Origin of the sequence: Natroniella acetigena (assembly GCF_023227745.1) — a bacterium.
Taxonomy (GTDB): Bacteria; Bacillota; Halanaerobiia; order Halobacteroidales; family Halobacteroidaceae; genus Natroniella; species Natroniella acetigena.
Genome location: NZ_JALKBX010000018.1, coordinates 13,507 through 31,072, shown reverse-complemented (window position 1 = coordinate 31,072; position 17,566 = coordinate 13,507). Strand labels below are relative to the sequence as shown.

The following is a 17,566-nucleotide window of genomic DNA, read 5'->3' as shown; positions in this document are numbered from 1 at the left end:
CTCCCCCAGTCAAATGATAACCTTTGATTTTATAACAAAACTTTTATACTAACATCAGTTTATCACAATTTGAAATCGGTGTTTATAGTAATTACTAGCAATTAGTTAATTGTTCCTACTTAACTCCTCAGTTACATTTTCTAAAAAACAAGGAGATTGACTTTCTATTTTTAATTAAAAACTTCCTGAAATATTTTGGGGATTTCTTGAGCTATCCTTCTTTCTAACTTTCGATATTTTCGTAAAAGCTTTCTACTTTCAGTTGTTAATTCTGAACCTCCACCATTACTACCGCCTACCTGCTTGTCTAATAACTCAAAATCTAAATTTGCTTCTAAACGAGAAATTATAGTCCAAGCTTTACTATAAGACATTTTCATGACTGCAGCTGCCTGGCGTAAAGAACCTAGTTCATCTATATTTTTTAATAATTCCCAAGGTCCTTTCCCAAAAACTTTTTTTTCATCTACTTCTAACCATACCTTCCAATTCACCTCCATTAAAACCCCTCCTAAATAGTCAAATTCTACTTGTTCAAACTTTACCAAAAGAACAGGTAGGATAATGACAAGTCTCACACTTTAAACATAATCCACCATGGGCAAGATCTACAATATCTTTCCTAATTACTTTTTCACCAACTAAAACCCTGGGAAATATTAAATCAAATACTGTTCTTTGATTGTATATCCCACAAGCGGGGATCCCCAAAATAGGTACCTCGTCTAAATAAGCTAGCATAAACATTGATCCTGGTAATACCGGTGCTCCATAAGTTTCTATCTTAGCTCCTGTCTTCTCAATTCCTATAGGGGTTACATCATCAGGATCTACAGACATACCTCCGCCAGTAATAATTAACTCTGCACCCTTTGCAATTAAGTCTAAAATTTCTTCTTTGATCTTTTCTGAATCATCAGGAGTATATTTAATAGCTAATACCTCCCCATTCAATTCAGCAATTTTCCCTTTTAAGACTGCAGCAAATTTATCTTCTACTTCTCCAGAATAGACTTCATCACCAGTAACTATAATTCCTATCTTTAAATTTAAGAACGGTTGAATACTGATTATCCCAGAAGTATAATCTCTTCCTATACTCTCTATTTTTTTAAGTTTTTCCTGATTAATAATTAAAGGGTTAATTCTAGTTCCAGCTATAACCTGTCCAGCTTCGACTGAAAGATTATTATGCAAAGTAGCCAAGATAAGATCGTTAAAGTTATTTATCTCTTTTAAACCCTCCTTATTAATTTTAAGCAAACCATTTCTTTTAGCTACTAAACTTATCTTACCTTCAGTTGGCCCTTCTAAGTTAATATTCGCCCCCTGAACTGCTTTAGCAATTCTGGCTGCAGCTTCATCTTCATGACATTGATCTTTACCTAATTCAAATAAATAAATATGATTTTTCCCCATACTTTTTAAAACAGGAATATCTTCTTTTTGAATAATATGTCCTTTTTTAAATCTAGGCCCTTTAAATTTCCCAGGTATTATCTGTGTCATATCATGTCCCAATACCATACCTTCAGCTTCTTCCACTGGTACTTTTTTCATTTCAACAAACCTCCATTTGTTATTTGTTGACTATTTCCAATAATTTTTGATAATCACTTTCCGTGTCAATATCAAATATAACACCCTGATCATCAACTTCTATTGCTTTACTTTGCTCTCTATATTTAATAATTAAACTTCTAGCCCCTTGGTCACCACTTACCCTTAACATCTCTTTTTTTAATTTTGTAGAAAATATAACAGGATTCCCTCGTTGATCATTATATTTAGGAAAAATTATCAATTCTTCCCCTTCCTTAAATTTATTAATTAAACAATTAAGGGTTGACAGGTCAATCAAAGGTTGATCCCCTAACATACAGAGAATACCAGTATGTTTCTGATTTATTGCTTCTAGGGCTTTTATTAAAGAAGTACTTTGTCCTAATTTGTATTCTGAATTATATATAACCTGAATATCTCGATCAACTAACAAATCTTTTATTTTATCAGCCTGATAGCCAACTACTACTATTATCTCTTCTATTTCAACTTCTAATAATTTATCTATAACTACCTCTATCATTGTCTTCTCACCAATAGATAATAACTGTTTCGATCGTCCCATTCTAGTAGACATACCTGCTGCTAAAACTACAGCTGAAATCATCTTTTAACAACCTCAATTATTGCTCCATTCTGCTTCACCGCTGTTAAAAGAACCATTTCTATCCCACTCTTTACTAATTTTTCTGCCACTTCTAGAGCAAAATGGTATCTATCTTCTTGATCTACCTGATTTAATATGGGAATTACTCTGTGATATTTTTGCTTAGCCAATAAATCATAACCTGATTTACTTAACAAAATCTTAGTTATCAACCCAACAGTAACTGGCTGATTTAATTTAAACTTTGGATTTATACTTTCTATTAATGAAGCACGATGTAAATTTTCTGTCGTTAATTTTTGGTTGATTATTCTACTTCCTACTACTGCTAATAATAAATCAGTACTTTTAGGTATAACCGGTTCATATTGAGCAGGAATCTTAAAATCTTTACGAGCAGCTCCATCAGCTTCTACAATAATATTAATATTAGAAATATTACTTTCTTTTAATTCATCAATCCATTTTGGATTAATACTATTTAACTTATCCTCATTAATAACTTCTTTAGCTACAGTTATCAATTGAGCCGGCAATGACATTATTTCACTCAATAAAAAATCTAAGTTTTTTGAAACAAGTAATTTATCAATATCAGTAACACTTGGTTTAGAAATTTTAGTTGTAGTAGTAGTCACTACTTTTCTATTATCCAATTCTCGCAATTCATTAGCCAATTTAAACATAGTCGTAGTCTTCCCACCCGCTCCTATTAAAGAAATCACTTCACCTTCTTTTATTTCCAAAGTTTCCACTAACATAATATTAATCTCTCAATAAAAACTTCCATCTTTCCTCCACAGATCATTCCTTCCTCAGCTGCCAGTTCATTAGATAAATCAATATTATGGACAAAAGAATCCAACCGACCATTTATTACCTCTAAAGCCTTCTGTCTAACTTCTGCCTCCCCACAACCCCCACCAACGGTTCCAAAAATTCTACCATCTGGTAAAATAGTCATTTTAGAACCAGTGTTTCTCGGGGTCGAACCACTTGTTTTAATAATAGTTGCTAACGCTAAACATTCATATTCACCTTGATAATCACTTAAAAACCTAATTGCTTCTTCCCCAATTATATTATTAATTCCTTCTTCTTCTCTTCGAACTTTAATTACTTCAGCTAGAATACTGATTGCTATTTCTTCGGGAGTTTCTGAACCGATATCCAATCCAATAGGAGCTTTAATCCTTTCTAGTACTTTTTGAGAATATCCCTCCTCTTGCAACTTATCAAAGATAGATGTTACCTTTCTTTTACTACCCAACATACCTATATATCTAGCCTTAGAATCTAATACCTGTTTTAAACAAGTATAATCATGTTTATGACCCCTAGTAGCAATAATTATATAATCTGCTTCCTTGACTTCTATTTTAGTTAAAAACTCTCCAAATCCTATACAAATTACTCGTTCTGCTTCTGAGAATAAATTCCAATTAGCAAAATAAGGTCTATCATCCACTATTATTAATTCAAAATCCAATTCTTTAGCAAAGTTATATAAAGCTTGGCCCACATGTCCTCCTCCTAAAATTATCAAACGTGGCTGAGGAAGATAAGGTTCCACAACAATCTCTATACTCTCTCTGTTTTCCTTTAATTCTAATTCATGCTTTTCAATTTCACCTTTTGATAATCCCTCTAAAGCTTTGTTGACTATTTTTTCTAAATCATCAATAGCTAATAATTTGGAAGAAAAATCGATTATAGAATTATCATCTTCATTAATTAAAAATTTTTCTCCAATCAATTCAGGTATTGATGAAGATTCTGTAATTGTAACCATAGCCACTTTCTCTTTTGCCTCTAACTTATTCAATAATTCTTTAAAAATATTTATTCCCACTGCTTAATCACCTCTTTACTTTATTGTTTATATAACATTTTATAATAATTGATAAAAATTTGCTAAATTATTTTATAAATAAATATATGCTATTTCTTTAAGCCTTTATTGGTCTCAATGATGATTATTCCACTCTTCTTCCTATTAGGTAAATAATAGCCTTCCTCAGTCTCTTGAAGATATTTCACTGCTAACTTATTTATAATAGCTTCTTCCTCGATACCAAAATAAACCCTTAAAAAATCTTTATAATCTCTAAAACTCTTTAGTGGTTGACCAAATTCTGCTGTCTGTTCTATCAATTCAAAATCTATATTCTGACTAACTAAATCATCAACCGCCTTTTCAACAGTTTCCCGACCCTTTTTTTCAATTTTATAGAATTCATTAAGATGAAACGGATTATTTTCTGCCTTCTGCGGTAAAACAACTATTATATATTTCTTCGAAAGAGAAAACAGTCGTTCTAGATTTGAGCTTATTCCATTTAAATAAGATAATAATACTACATCATAACCAGTAAAAAAATTAAAAGTTAACCAATCACCAACAATCAATTCCAGATTATCAACCTCTAAACCACTACATTTGTTCCTTAAATAATCAATCACTTCTCGATTTATATCCAACGCTGTTCCAGACTTGAATTGAGAAATCAATGATAATGAAAGTTCTCCCAGCCCACAACCAAGCTCAATAAAAGTATCCTCTTGATTAATAACTTGCTGACACTTTTCTATTACTCCGCAATAAAAGTCAGTCTCTGCTGAAGCTGCTTTAAACCATTCTAATTTCTTTTTATTCCATTTAAACATTATACTACCACTTCCTTGAGTAAAGACTTGAATTTTTCATATGCTTGATCCCGATTCTGTAAAGTTACTTCAATAATTTTCATATCTCTTCGTTGACGAATTCGATCTAAAAACTCTATTTTTAGCGGTTTAATTACCCCTATAACTACCTTATCAGAATCAAGACACTGAATAACATAGTCTTGAAACTGCTGAGCTTCAGATTCAAAGAATCCTAGTTCATCCATTAATATTACCTTTTCTGTCGACTGCAAACTAGCTTTAAGAATCTCAACCCCTTCTGTTTTAAAAGTCTCAATTAACGCTGTCCATCTATAGTCATTTTCTTTATAAGCTATCAAAGAATCTTGAATGCTACTATCCATTTTTTGTTTCTGTATCATACTCTCAATATAAAATCCTTGTAATTCTTTTTCATCAATATACGGTAGCGTCTTAAATCCTGCTACCTTCAATTCTAAATCAGTAACTACCTTTTCTAAAATCGTACTCTTACCAACCTTAATTTCTCCAGTTAAGAATAGATTTTTCATCATATCATCCACCTAACTCTGTGATTTACTTTATAGTTAGTCATTCTTTAACTTACTTTCTCGGCTAATACCACTTCAATATTTTTAGTTGCATTGTCAACTACCATATCTATACCATAAGCTGACTCTAAATTTTTAGAAGTCATTACCTCTTCTGTTTGACCCCAATCTAATACTCTTCCTTCTTTAATAAGCACTACTTTATCACAGAATTTTAATGCCAGATTAGGATCATGTAGAGCAGTAACCACTCCTTTTCCCTGCTGGGTCAATCCTTTAATCTCTGTCATTAAAAGATGTTGATTCTTAAAATCAAGATGTGAAGTCGGCTCATCCATTACTAAATAATCTGTATCCTGTACCAAAGCTCTAGCAATCAATACTAGCTGCCTTTCTCCGCCACTTAGTTGGTTGTAACTTCTATTAGCTAAATGTAATATTCCTAACCGTCTTAACATATCTCTTCCCCGTTGATAATCCTCTTTCTGCGGTTGACTTCCAAAGGAAAGATAAGGGGTAACTCCCATCACTACCAAATCAAGTGTCCGATAAGAAAATACTGTTGTATGTTCCTGAGGTACCCTGCTGACATGGCAGGCAATTTCTTTGCGACTCAATTCATCAAATCTAGATTCATCAAGATATACTTCCCCTTCATCAGGTCGTAAAATTCCATTCAAACACTTAAGAATAGTCGTTTTGCCAGAACCATTTGCACCTAACAGAGTAACAAATTCTCCTTCTTTTACTGCAAAATTGACATCAGTTATAACCTTCTCTTTATGATAAGCATAAGAGATATCAGTAGCTTTTAACATTAATTCCACCCACTTTCTTGACGGCTAATTAATAAATAAGCAAAGAAAGGTGCTCCCAAAAAGGCAGTTATAATGCTAATTGGAATCTCAACTGTAGTCAAACAACGGGCCAAATTATCCATGAGCAATAATAGAGTAGAACCTAATAATGCTGCTGTCGGCAACATTAAGCGATGATCAGAGCCGATTAGATAACGAGCTATATGCGGTACCACCAATCCAATCCAGGTTACCTGACCAGTAGTAGCCACTGCTGCTGCTACCATTAGGGTGGTAATAACTATTATAACTAATCTCAATGCCTTAGCATCAACCCCTAAAGAAATAGCCTCTTCTTCCCCCATAGAAAGAACATTTAAATACCAACGTAAAATATAAATTATTGTTATTCCTAATACCATAAAGGGAAGTGTAAATTTGACTTCCGACCAACCAGTACGACTAAAGCCTCCCATTAGCCAAAAGACAATCCCTGGTAACTTTTCATAAGGATCAGCTAGATACTTCAAAATCGAAATTGAAGCATTAAACAAAGATGTTACCAAAATCCCTCCCAATACCATCATCATTATATCTTCACCTTTGCCAAAGACTGCAATAAAATAAGCCAATCCTACTGCTACAACTCCAAAAATAAAGGCTAATAAATAAATTGTAGTAAGTGAGTTATCAGTAAGTACCATTCCTAAAGCTACACCAAAACAGGACCCGGCTGAAACTCCCAAAAGATCGGGAGAAACAAGAGGATTACGAAATATACTTTGATAAGCCGTCCCAGTAATAGCCAATACTGCTCCTACTCCTGTAACTAAAATAACTCTAGGTAGACGAATATAATAAAAGACTGTCCAAACATTATCAGTTGCGACCTCTATAGTAGATTGACCAGTAATCAATTTTCGAATCAACTCCAATAATTCCAACGGCGGTATATTATAGCGTCCTAAAAAGAGTGACAGAGTAAAAATAACAACCAATAAAACAGCTACTGACCATAATTTAACTATATCCTTTTCTTTAGACAACGACATTATTTAAACTCCTTATCCTCATATTTATAATTGACCATCTAATTCACTAAATCTCTCCCCATAGACTTCATAATAAAAGTCATCAACTATTCTCTCAACCTCAATATCTATAAACTCATCAGAATATAACTTTTCGCTTAACCAAGGAATCATCAAATAAGAAGAAGGACTAGGAAAATCCCAAGGCTCTAAATTTGATGGAATACGATAAATTTTTCCTTCCCTAACAGCTGTTATTGTTTGATATTCAGGCATCTCTTTTAATTCCTTTATCTGCCCCCGATAACATTGTGAAAGAATAATTACATCAGGATTCCAAGTAATCAACTGCTCTAAAGAGATCTTCATAAAACCATCCTTAGCTTCTTTAGCTGGATTTATTCCCCCAGCTAATTCAATTAAACTAGTCTGTAACATCCCTTTACCTACAGTATCTAATAGATGAGAATTACCAAAATAGACAGTCTTCTTCTCGTCCGATAGTTGAGCAACCTCTTTTGATAACTGTAAGATTTGAGTATATTGTTTATTTATTTTTTTAGCCTTTTCTTCTAACTGGAGTACCTTTCCTAATAATTTATTTGTTTCTTTAATCTGCTGATAATCCTCCGGTTTAATAATAATTGAAGTAATTCCTTGCTCCTCTAATTTTTCAGCTGCCCTTGGCCCATCATTATATGGAAAAAGAATCACTAAATCAGGCTGTAGTGCTATAATCTGTTCCAAATTCACCCCTTCTCTTCTAGAACCTACATCAGGTAATTCCTGTAGTTCTGGATTTAACATTGTAGATAACTTCTGCAACGATGAATGTTTAGCTCCCGAAACCAATTTATCTTCTGCTCCTAAAGCAAAAATAAATTGAGTAGCAGTATTATAAGTTGTTACTATCCGATTAATCTCAGTTGGTACTTCTACCTCTCTTCCCACCATATCCACTACCGTTTGACCTTCAGCTACAGTAGAATTAGAATTAAAGTTACTAAATGAAATTATCAACATTAATATTATAAATAAAAAAATCAATTTCTTTATTAATTTCATTATTAATCTTTTCCTCCTTAATTATAGAATTAATTACTTCGTTATTCTCGCATTCAAATAACGGGTGTAAAAATTAAAACAAATTATTTTTGTCCTTGCTTAATGACAAAATGGCAGTTATAACAGATCCTGCTATAGTACGAGCTTTATCAGATATAGTATAACAATATTCTTCGATACCTCTGGGATCTATATCTCCCAATTTAGTTCCTACTTTTATATCTATACCTGACTTTATTAATCCTCTAATAACCCCGTCAACTTCAGCTTTAATTGCAGTATTTCCTATATAACCAAAAACTTCACCGCTTGAAATTTGTTCGCCGATTTTCTTATCGGAAGTGAATATGCCAGAAACAGAACTCTTTAATACTCGTTCTTTACTATAACCAGCTATTTGCCCGGGAACTCCAGTATCAATTTGAGCTTGTCCTTCTTTTATTATCCTCCCTAAGTCATGTCCTCGGTTTGTTTCAATTACAGCATCTACATCTTCTTTAGCTGTAAATCCAGGACCCAATCCAATAACTATTTCAGCATCATTTATTCTAGTTCCTAAGTTCTTCTTGGCCATTATAGCATCAACTACAATTTGTGGTTTCCAGAAATCAATTACTTTTGCCTCAGGATCAACAATAACCGGAACCTTAGCATCTGCTAAAATCTTTTCTATTTTAGCAAAATTATCTACCTTGGATGCTCTCACTCCCTCTACTGTAAGTTCTCCTTGATAAATAGCTTCAGCAAAAGAAACTGTCCTCCTTACTACTAAAGGAGTTTCAATCTCTGTAGCTACTACTTTAAAACCTGACTGATATAGAGCATGAATAACCCCGCTAGCTAAATCACCAGCTCCTCTGACTAATACTTTGATATTTCCAAACATCTGATTCAGCTCCTTATTAACAAGAATAATATTAATTTTGCATTTCTTATATCCATTATAGTGCCAACACTTCACTAAAAAATAACTTTATTATATTTATTAAAAACCAGACCTAATAATAAATACTATCAAGTCTGGTATCCTGTTTACTATGATAAATTTACACCTAATAGTCCCAGGAATTTAATTATTATGTTCAACTACCAACTCACCGTTCTTAATAACCTTTTCTACAATATTAACTCCAATATGATATGCTAAATGAGTATAGGAAGGAGCATCAAGAATCACTAAATCTCCTGCTTTTCCTACCTCGATACTACCTATCTCAGCATCTCTATCGATAGCAGCTGCTGCATTAATGGTTAAGGCTGTTATTACTTCCTCTAGAGTTAATTCCATCTGCAATGTAGAGAGAGCAATCAACAGTGGAATTGATTCTGAATAACAACTGCCAGGATTAAAGTCTGTAGCTAACGCTACTGGTAAGCCATTATCGATCATGTATCTACCACGAGCATAAGGCTCTTTAAGACTAAAAGCAGTAATCGGTAACAAAGTACCTATTACATCTTCTTCAGCCATCGACTCTATCCCTTCATCAGAAGCCTTAAGTAGGTGATCAGCAGAAACTGCTCCTAGCTCTGCTGCTAATTCAGCTCCTCCGACTTGAGCAATTTCATCAGCATGAATCTTTGCTTTCAACCCTAACTCTTGTCCTTGAAGCAAAATTTTGCGAGCCTCATCTACTGTGAAGACTCCCTGATCACAGAAAACATCACAAAATTCTGCTCCACCTTCTTCAACAGCTACAGGCATAACTTCTTTTATTAAATAATCTATAAATTCTCCAGAACGCCCTTCATATTCAGCAGGAATAGCATGAGCACCCATAAAAGTAGTACTGATATCTATCTCATGTTCCTCTTGTAACTCTTTCATCACCTTTAACTGCTTCAGTTCAGTCTCTAGCTCAAGACCATAACCACTCTTACCTTCAGTAGTAGTTACTCCAAAGGAGAGCATAGAATTCAATCGTTTCCGAGCACTCTCTTTTAATTCGTCAAAGGAAGTATTTCGAGTACCTGCTACAGAGTTGATAATTCCTCCGCCACGTTCCATAATTTCAGTATAAGGTACTCCTTGTAATCTCCAACTATACTCATCTGCTCTATAACCTCCAAATGCAAAATGAGTATGAGAATCAATAAATCCTGGTAAAACAGGCTTTCCAGCAGCATCAATAACTTCAAATTCTTCTTCATTAATCTCTTCTAATATTTCGTCTGTTTTACCTACCTGACTAATCAGACCATCCTTAATTACTACTGCACCATCAGTGATAATCCCTAATTCGTTCATCTTAGAACCAGTCTTAGGAGCTTGGCCCTGACAGGTAATTAATTCTCCAGCATTCTTGATTACTACATTACTCATTATAGATCCTCCAATAATCTATTTTCCATTATCTGTTCTGGAGAGAAATCTTCAACTCCTAAGTAATATTCAGCTACATCAAATAATGCCTGAGCAGGTAATAATCCAATCAATTCACTACCAATAATGTTGACGCCATATCTTTTAGCTTCAAACTTGATCATTTCAAATGCTTGATAAAGTGATGTTTTAGTATAGTTTGTCAGATTCATAGAAACCTGAACAATACCTCGTTCACTCAAGTCAATGCCGATAGCCTTACAATATCTTAAGCCTCCACCAGAGTGACGAATCTTACGAGCGATATCATTTGCAAGTTCCAGATCATCTGTATCAAGGTTGACATTATAAGCTACTAATGGCATTCTAGCTCCTATCACAGTTGCCCCAGCAGTTGGATGAACCTTAGCAGGGCCAAAGTCCGGCTTCCATTCAGGCTGTTGCACCTTCTGTGCCATAGCTTCATATTCGCCCCGTCTAATATCAGCTAAATTCTCTCTGGCAGGACTTGTTGCAGCATCTTCATAAAGATAAATAGGTAGATCAAACTTTTCAGCAGCCTCTTGAGCTACCTCCTTTGATATCTCTACAGCTTCTTCCATAGTTACATTTCGAACTGGAGTAAATGGTACTACATCTACTGCTCCCATCCTTGGATGTTCTCCTGTATGTTGGTTCATATCGATTACATCAATCGCTATTTCCATTGCTTCTAACATGGATTTCTTTAAACCTTCGGGACTTCCAATCATAGTAACTACAAGACGGTTATGATCCTTATCTGCTGAATAGTCCAGTAATTTAACCCCATCTGTCTTCTTAAATGGTTCTACAATCTTCTCTATCTTTGCTTCATCTCTTCCTTCACTGAAGTTAGGAATACATTCTAATATCTGACTCATTATTAACACTCCCTTTATATTGATTAGTGCTCTCAGCTAAATTAAAGCCTGTCATTACAATACTTCGCAGATAACTAAATTTCTCTGCCCCCCCGTCTAATTGATATGGTTTTTATAGTTTTCACGAAGGGTCTTGATCAAGATCCGTAGGGACAATTGACAGTTGGATTCAAAATCATAAAACCACAAACACTTAAACCATCAATAACTGCAAAGTATCCTACAACTAAATATTTCATCTTCCAATATTTCCTTTTAGCTGAGAGTACTCTACAATTTACAATGTACAATTGACAATTGACAATTGACAATTAAAAACCTCAAATCTTATAATCAAAGTCAATCAAAGCTTATTGCCACAAGGTTCTTCAAAGAACTTAAGCTTTTAAGAATTTGATCTTTAATTGTAAATTGTACATTCCGTCAATTGTCAATTGTTAAGCTATTTTGTATTTAAATTCTACTCTTAACGATTTCTTCAATCTCAGCAGCTAATTTCTCTGCTTTAGTAATTATCTCACTAGCTTCATCTTTTAAATCTTTAGCAACTTTTTCATCTTTTAACGACTCAGCATTAATCAAGACATTATAACTACCACCTTTAACAGTACTCAAAGCCATCAATCCAGCTACTCCTATATCAGAAGCTGCATTAGGGTTTCCTTCTGTAGCTACCTCTTTAGCAATCTCTAAGACCTTTAATCCTAATTTCATTGTATTCAATGGAGTAATACTAGCTCCCTTTAATGCTTCTTGGATCTGCTTGCTCCGCTCTTCTTGCTCTGCTTCAGTCTCCTTAGGTAATCTAAAAGCAGCCATTACCTTATCGAAGCTCTCAGAATCTTCATCAATCAATCTTAAAGCTTCAGATTTCAGCTCCTCTAACTCAGCAGTGAATTGATCTATCTCTGAATCCTTAGTCAATCTAATCACCATCAAAGCTAAGGCAGAAGCCAAAGCACCACCTAATCCAGCAGTACTTCCTCCACCTGGAGTTGAAGACTTACTGGCCAACTCTTCAACAAATTCATTTAAAGTATAATCAGAAAAACTCATTTTTTTCTCCCCCTTTTATTAAACAAGTGTAACGTGTCTGTGTCTGTGTCTGTGTCTGTGTCTGTGGATATGATTTTTATGGTTTTTATGGTTTTCACGAACAGTCCTGTTTTTTTAGGACTGGTAGGTCAGTGAAATTCAACCCGATAACCCCTTTAAATCATAAAAGTTTTGAACTTGATTTTTTACTGACACTGATTACACACACAGACACTATTTTGTATCATTTACTCTTCATCTAAATAATCAGCAACGATATCTTCAACTAATCCTTCTTTTGGTTGATAAGGAATCGTGACATGACCCCTACCTTCATTTCTCTGATTCCAGTCTTGCATAGTCTCAATCGCATGTTCATTTCTAGCCCAAGCTCTTCTAGCAACACCACCGTGAACATCCCAATCTAGAGCTGATTTGATAATCTCATCAACCTTCTTACTTCCATCAAGTACTAAACCAAAACCACCGTTGAATGATTTACCAATACCAACTCCACCACCATTACTCTCTACTGCTAAAGTCATTCCTCGAGCACAGTTTCCAGCAAAACACTGAACAGACATCTCAGCCATTACATTACTACCATCTTTAATATTAGCTGTCTCTCTAAATGGAGAATCCGTTCCACTAACATCATGATGATCTCGCCCTAACATCACCGGGCCAATCTCACCTTTGCGAACCAACTCATTAAATTTAAGTGCAATTTCAACCCGTCCTTGACCATCAGCATACAGGATTCTAGCCTTTGAACCTACTACCAAGTCATTCTCCTCAGCATCTTTAATCCATTGATAATTATCATAATCTTGTGCTCTTCTATCTGGATCAATACAGCTTTTAGCAGCTTGATCTGTCTTTCTTAAGTCTTCATCTTTACCGCTTAGGCATACCCAACGGAAAGGCCCATAACCATAGTCAAAACAGATTGGCCCCATTACATCTTCTACATAAGAAGGGAAGATAAACCCTTGGCTTGGATCGGTCTCATTTTTAGCTATCTCTTCGACTCCAGCGTCATAAACAGCCTTCATAAAACTATTTCCATAGTCAAAGAAGTAAGAACCTCGGTCTACTAACTCTTGTATAAAACCATAATGCTTTCTTAATGTCTGATCTACTTCTTCTCTAAACTTAACAGGATCAGTATTTAGTAACTCTCTACCATCTTCAAAATTATAACCTACTGGATGGTAGCCACCTGAATAAACAGCATGGCAAGAAGTCTGATCTGATAATAAATCTACCTTAATATCATTTTCAACAACATACTCTAATAAGTCAACTACGTTACCATGATAAGCAATTGAGACTGCTTGACCTTTCTCTTGATATTCTGCTACCCAGTCAAAAATTTCATCTAAGTCATCAGAAAACTCACTTAACCAACCTTGTTCATGGCGGGTTTTGATTCTAGACATATCAACTTCAGCGATTACTCCAACTCCTCCAGCAATCTCTACTGCCTTAGCTTGAGCTCCACTCATTCCACCCAAACCAGAAGTAATATAGAACTGACCAGCTAAATCTTCATCTTGGTCATTTCCTAAGAATTTACGTCCAGCATTAAGCAATGTAATATACGTACCATGTACTATTCCCTGCGGGCCAATATACATCCAACCACCAGCAGTCATCTGTCCATAATTAGCAACTCCCATAGCTGCTGCTTTATTGAATGCTTCATCATTATCAAACATTCCTACCATTAATCCATTAGTAGATATTACTCTTGGAGCATCCGGCTTAGATGGGAATAAACCTAACGGATGACCAGATTGAACTACTAAAGTCTGATCCTCAGTCATCTCCTGTAAGTACTTCATAATCAATCTATATTGCATCCAGTTCTGACATACCTGACCAGATTCACCATATGTTACTAGTTCATAAGGATAGAGTGCAATATCAAAATCTAAATTATTATCGATCATCAATTGTAATGCTTTACCTTCAGTAGTCCTTCCTTCATACTCCTCGATAGGCTTAGCCTTAATATTTCCACTAGGACGATACCTATAACCATAAATTCTTCCGTGCGTCAATAATTCCTCCATAAATTCTGGAGCCAACTCTTGATGTAACTGAGGTGGGATATACCTTAAAGCATTCTTTAAAGCAACCTCCATCTCATCTTGATTTAAATTAAGTTCCCTCTTAGGTGCTCTACGAATTCCCTCTTCAAATTCAGGCATTTCCGGTAATTCATCAGCCAAAGTAAATTTCTTAGCTTTCGAAAGATCAAATTCCATTTTATATTCCCCCTTTAATTATTTAATTAAAATTTAGTTGATATAATTGAATTTTATAACCATCTTAGTATATCAAACTGTTGCAATTTAATTATATGAGGGCATCGTCAAATAAAAGTCAATTTCTTTAATTTCTACTCCATTAAATTAAAATAGTACCTTGACATGTAACATCTACTTCTGTTTCTAAAAAAGCCTTCTTAATGACAGATTCCTTATCATCAACAACTATCTCCACTTTAGTACTTCCTCCTGGTTGCTTGACATCTATTCGGACTGACTCTCTTCTCTTCCTAGCTAGATGGATGCCTACAGCCAAAGTCCCTGAACCACACCCTCGTTCAAAGACCAAGCTTCCAGTCTGCTTAACATAAACACAGGGTTTAATTGAATAACCTGCTTGATCTTGGTTATATACAATTAGGCCTAAAGCCTCCGCAGCAATTTCTGAAGCTAACTCTTTAAGCAACTGTTCTATCAAATCTTCAGTTAAAGCATCTCTATCTGCAACTAATAAATGAGTAATCCCCTCAAACTGAACCATCCTTCCTGCTAATTGTAGCCCTTGAAACTCATGCTTCCACTTCCGATAATTATAATCCACAGGCATCGCCGATCTAACTTGATAACTATACTGATCAGACAGCTCAACATAACATTCTAAAGGATGGTTGGCCCCAGAAGATTCTAGCTTGAATTTATTATTAGAAGTTAAGTCTAAATATTTAGCTAAAGCTGCTGCTGCTAAAACTCCATTTCCACAAAACTCCCCTCCCGACATCTCCAATCTAAAGAGTGTCTCCTCATTTTGAGGTTCCTCAATAAAGCCAACCTGTTCAGCATTGAGATAACTATACTCCATCACTTTACTAGCCAATTCAGGATATGATTTGTTCTGAACATAATTAGTAATTAAGACAGTAGTGTTCTCTGCTGGACTGAGTTTTATAAAGTTTAATTTAATTTTGCTCTCCCTCCTTATAAAAGATTATATTCCTAAGATTCTGATTCTAACTGTTCAACAGTATTGATATATAGTGGCACTTTGCCACTATATATCAGTGTACAGTTTACAGTTGACGGTTGACAGTTAAAACCATTAAAAACTTAAATCAAAATCACTATAAACCTGCCAACATAAGGCATTTCAAAGGTCTTAATTTTTTAAGGTTTTGATCTTAACTGTAAACTGTAAACCGTACACTGTCAACTAAATATTTTAGAATCTTTATTCGACCTCAACAAACTACTACCCAAGATCAAGAAACCAACCACCAAGCCTATATAGAGAGGATTAATTCCTTCACCATTTATTATAGCCCAACCAAGTGAAATAGAAGGGGCTAAAAAAACACTCCAAAATCCAGCTTGACTACTAACTCTACTACTGAAGAAAACAGCTGCTATCAAAGGTAGAAACATAGTTGTCCCCCTTAAAGTCATAGATAGATAACTCCACTCCATAATTACTGAGCCTAGATTTGTCATTACAAAGCCAAGATTTAATAACATAATAATCAGAGTTAATAATCTGGAAATTAACAAGATCTTCCTATCACTCACTTCTGAGTTGATTAATTTTCTATATACATCCTGACTAAGAGTTGTACTAATACCTAAAGTCAAACCACCAATAGTAGCAGTCACTGTTACCAATAAAATTGCTAAAATAATACCACTTAACAATGGAGGAAAATGTTCAAGAATAAAGATAGGAAGAGCCTGACTACTATTTATATTAGGGTAGTTACCCCGCATATAAAGACCAACTACAGTAGCCATTAAACCTACAGGAATCATTAAACAACCAGAAATAATAGCTCCATTTCTGCTGACTCTTGCATCTCTCCCCATAAAGACTGCCTGAAGATATGTTTGAGTAGATAAAAAACCAATAACAACAGCCAAAACAGCAGCTAAATCATTAGTTATCCCCCGTTCAAAAACTCCATAGAAAGGAACAATATTTAATTCTGAACCAAGACCACTAAATCCTCCTATTGAACTAAAAGCAATCACACTGGAGAAGATTAAGGCAATATAGAGCAAAATCACCTTCAAGACTCCTACCAAACTACTCCCCCAAATTCCACCACAAAGAATATGTACAGCAGCTAAAATGACCATCAAAAACATTGCAATTAAAGGAGACAAACCTAAAATTGAAGTCAAGAGCGCTATTGCTGCCAAAGTATTACCTATTACATTAATAAAGGTTCCTAGAGAGATAAATATACTAGCTAAAAAACCAGCTTTTACACCAAAAGTCTTAGCTAGAAATTGAGGACCAGTCTCTACTTCTGATCCTCGCAATTTTTTAGTAAAAAAGAGACCTAAAATGATACAGCCTAATCCTCCACCTAGAGTAAATCCTATTCCACTCAAACCAGATTCATAAGCTAATTGTGCTGTGCCAATAGTTGAAGCTCCTCCCAGTAGAGTACCTAGGATGGTTCCTGCTACTAAAGTAGCTCCTGCTTTACGCCCAGCCAATATAAAATCAGCTGATGATTCTACTTTCTGTAATGAAAAAATACTTACAACTGTTACTCCTAGCAATGTAATTGCCATACCTATAAAATGATTTACGGTTAACATAATCAACTCCCTTAAAATAATATTTATTACCAAATATATTCTACTATCAATATACAATAAACCAGACAAATATCCAATGTAAAATAGAAATTATTCTTTGTAACCTGGAATTAATACTTTGAAATTAAATATTCCGCACCTTATGGTACTGAATAAAGAAATTCATAGAAGA

17 protein-coding genes are annotated in these 17,566 nt (G+C 34.6%); all 17 read right to left on the bottom strand.

The window, feature by feature from the left end; genetic code table 11:
• Nucleotides 1-170: 170 nt before the first annotated feature.
• The 17 genes from MWH25_RS06000 to MWH25_RS05920 all read right to left on the bottom strand — a co-directional run bounded on the left by MWH25_RS06000 (nt 171) and on the right by MWH25_RS05920 (nt 17,394).
• Nucleotides 171-500 carry a winged helix-turn-helix domain-containing protein gene (locus tag MWH25_RS06000; RefSeq protein ID WP_248626739.1) on the bottom strand — a complete coding sequence of 110 codons (330 nt, stop codon included), beginning with the start codon at nt 498-500 and terminating at the stop codon, nt 171-173.
• A 34-nt stretch (nt 501-534) separates the two neighbouring features.
• Entirely contained in the window at nt 535-1,560 is a 1,026-nt protein-coding gene (locus tag MWH25_RS05995; RefSeq protein WP_248626738.1) for a molybdopterin-binding protein, read from the bottom strand.
• A 19-nt stretch (nt 1,561-1,579) separates the two neighbouring features.
• The gene (gene mocA, locus MWH25_RS05990) at nt 1,580-2,170 is read right to left on the bottom strand and encodes a molybdenum cofactor cytidylyltransferase (protein WP_248626737.1); all 591 of its coding nucleotides are present in this window, start codon (nt 2,168-2,170) and stop codon (nt 1,580-1,582) included.
• Nucleotides 2,167-2,931: a selenium cofactor biosynthesis protein YqeC gene (yqeC, locus tag MWH25_RS05985; RefSeq protein ID WP_248626736.1), complete on the bottom strand. Its 765-nt coding sequence runs from the start codon at nt 2,929-2,931 to the stop codon at nt 2,167-2,169. Before yqeC ends, mocA begins: the two co-directional genes overlap by 4 nt.
• On the bottom strand, nt 2,925-4,022 hold the full coding sequence (locus MWH25_RS05980) for an XdhC family protein (RefSeq protein ID WP_248626735.1): 1,098 nt from the start codon (nt 4,020-4,022) through the stop codon (nt 2,925-2,927). Before MWH25_RS05980 ends, yqeC begins: the two co-directional genes overlap by 7 nt.
• An 89-nt stretch (nt 4,023-4,111) precedes the next feature.
• Entirely contained in the window at nt 4,112-4,837 is a 726-nt protein-coding gene (locus MWH25_RS05975; RefSeq protein ID WP_248626734.1) for a class I SAM-dependent methyltransferase, read from the bottom strand.
• Nucleotides 4,837-5,370 (bottom strand): nucleoside-triphosphatase, encoded by a 534-nt coding sequence (locus MWH25_RS05970; RefSeq protein WP_248626733.1) that lies wholly within the window; start codon nt 5,368-5,370, stop codon nt 4,837-4,839. Before MWH25_RS05970 ends, MWH25_RS05975 begins: the two co-directional genes overlap by 1 nt.
• A gap of 47 nt (nt 5,371-5,417) precedes the next feature.
• The gene (locus MWH25_RS05965; RefSeq protein WP_248626732.1) at nt 5,418-6,188 is read right to left on the bottom strand and encodes an ABC transporter ATP-binding protein; all 771 of its coding nucleotides are present in this window, start codon (nt 6,186-6,188) and stop codon (nt 5,418-5,420) included.
• The gene (locus MWH25_RS05960) at nt 6,188-7,219 is read right to left on the bottom strand and encodes a FecCD family ABC transporter permease (protein ID WP_248626731.1); all 1,032 of its coding nucleotides are present in this window, start codon (nt 7,217-7,219) and stop codon (nt 6,188-6,190) included. Before MWH25_RS05960 ends, MWH25_RS05965 begins: the two co-directional genes overlap by 1 nt.
• A 24-nt stretch (nt 7,220-7,243) precedes the next feature.
• Nucleotides 7,244-8,263, bottom strand: coding sequence for an ABC transporter substrate-binding protein (locus MWH25_RS05955; RefSeq protein WP_248626730.1), 1,020 nt, complete (start codon nt 8,261-8,263; stop codon nt 7,244-7,246).
• Between the two features lie 73 nt (nt 8,264-8,336).
• Nucleotides 8,337-9,149: a selenium-dependent molybdenum cofactor biosynthesis protein YqeB gene (gene yqeB / locus MWH25_RS05950; protein ID WP_248626729.1), complete on the bottom strand. Its 813-nt coding sequence runs from the start codon at nt 9,147-9,149 to the stop codon at nt 8,337-8,339.
• 183 nt (nt 9,150-9,332) lie between these two features.
• Nucleotides 9,333-10,586: an imidazolonepropionase gene (gene hutI / locus MWH25_RS05945; RefSeq protein ID WP_248626728.1), complete on the bottom strand. Its 1,254-nt coding sequence runs from the start codon at nt 10,584-10,586 to the stop codon at nt 9,333-9,335.
• Nucleotides 10,586-11,488, bottom strand: a complete 903-nt coding sequence (gene ftcD / locus MWH25_RS05940) for a glutamate formimidoyltransferase (protein ID WP_248626727.1) — start codon at nt 11,486-11,488, stop codon at nt 10,586-10,588. The genes hutI and ftcD overlap by 1 nt, the downstream gene beginning before the upstream one ends.
• A gap of 453 nt (nt 11,489-11,941) precedes the next feature.
• On the bottom strand, nt 11,942-12,544 hold the full coding sequence (locus MWH25_RS05935) for a cyclodeaminase/cyclohydrolase family protein (RefSeq protein ID WP_248626726.1): 603 nt from the start codon (nt 12,542-12,544) through the stop codon (nt 11,942-11,944).
• Between the two features lie 227 nt (nt 12,545-12,771).
• Complete coding sequence (gene hutU, locus MWH25_RS05930; RefSeq protein ID WP_248626725.1) at nt 12,772-14,796, bottom strand: urocanate hydratase; 2,025 nt, start codon at nt 14,794-14,796, stop codon at nt 12,772-12,774.
• Nucleotides 14,797-14,938: 142 nt separating this feature from the next.
• A complete protein-coding gene (locus MWH25_RS05925; RefSeq protein WP_487047185.1) occupies nt 14,939-15,745 on the bottom strand; it encodes a histidine racemase CntK family protein in 807 nt (268 codons plus the stop codon).
• A 257-nt stretch (nt 15,746-16,002) separates the two neighbouring features.
• Complete coding sequence (locus MWH25_RS05920) at nt 16,003-17,394, bottom strand: sodium:solute symporter family protein (protein WP_248626723.1); 1,392 nt, start codon at nt 17,392-17,394, stop codon at nt 16,003-16,005.
• Nucleotides 17,395-17,566: the final 172 nt, after the last annotated feature.

Excerpts from the sequence above, each read along its gene's own strand:
- MWH25_RS06000 (WP_248626739.1), bottom strand. The coding sequence starts at position 500 with ATGGAGGTGAATTGGAAGGTATGGTTAGAAGTAGATGAAAAAAAAGTT.
- MWH25_RS05995 (WP_248626738.1), bottom strand. The coding sequence starts at position 1,560 with ATGAAAAAAGTACCAGTGGAAGAAGCTGAAGGTATGGTATTGGGACAT.
- mocA (WP_248626737.1), bottom strand. The coding sequence starts at position 2,170 with ATGATTTCAGCTGTAGTTTTAGCAGCAGGTATGTCTACTAGAATGGGA.
- yqeC (WP_248626736.1), bottom strand. The coding sequence starts at position 2,931 with ATGTTAGTGGAAACTTTGGAAATAAAAGAAGGTGAAGTGATTTCTTTA.
- MWH25_RS05975 (WP_248626734.1), bottom strand. The coding sequence starts at position 4,837 with ATGTTTAAATGGAATAAAAAGAAATTAGAATGGTTTAAAGCAGCTTCA.
- MWH25_RS05970 (WP_248626733.1), bottom strand. The coding sequence starts at position 5,370 with ATGAAAAATCTATTCTTAACTGGAGAAATTAAGGTTGGTAAGAGTACG.
- MWH25_RS05965 (WP_248626732.1), bottom strand. The coding sequence starts at position 6,188 with ATGTTAAAAGCTACTGATATCTCTTATGCTTATCATAAAGAGAAGGTT.
- MWH25_RS05960 (WP_248626731.1), bottom strand. The coding sequence starts at position 7,219 with ATGTCGTTGTCTAAAGAAAAGGATATAGTTAAATTATGGTCAGTAGCT.
- MWH25_RS05955 (WP_248626730.1), bottom strand. The coding sequence starts at position 8,263 with ATGAAATTAATAAAGAAATTGATTTTTTTATTTATAATATTAATGTTG.
- yqeB (WP_248626729.1), bottom strand. The coding sequence starts at position 9,149 with ATGTTTGGAAATATCAAAGTATTAGTCAGAGGAGCTGGTGATTTAGCT.
- hutI (WP_248626728.1), bottom strand. The coding sequence starts at position 10,586 with ATGAGTAATGTAGTAATCAAGAATGCTGGAGAATTAATTACCTGTCAG.
- ftcD (WP_248626727.1), bottom strand. The coding sequence starts at position 11,488 with ATGAGTCAGATATTAGAATGTATTCCTAACTTCAGTGAAGGAAGAGAT.
- MWH25_RS05935 (WP_248626726.1), bottom strand. The coding sequence starts at position 12,544 with ATGAGTTTTTCTGATTATACTTTAAATGAATTTGTTGAAGAGTTGGCC.
- hutU (WP_248626725.1), bottom strand. The coding sequence starts at position 14,796 with ATGGAATTTGATCTTTCGAAAGCTAAGAAATTTACTTTGGCTGATGAA.
- MWH25_RS05920 (WP_248626723.1), bottom strand. The coding sequence starts at position 17,394 with ATGTTAACCGTAAATCATTTTATAGGTATGGCAATTACATTGCTAGGA.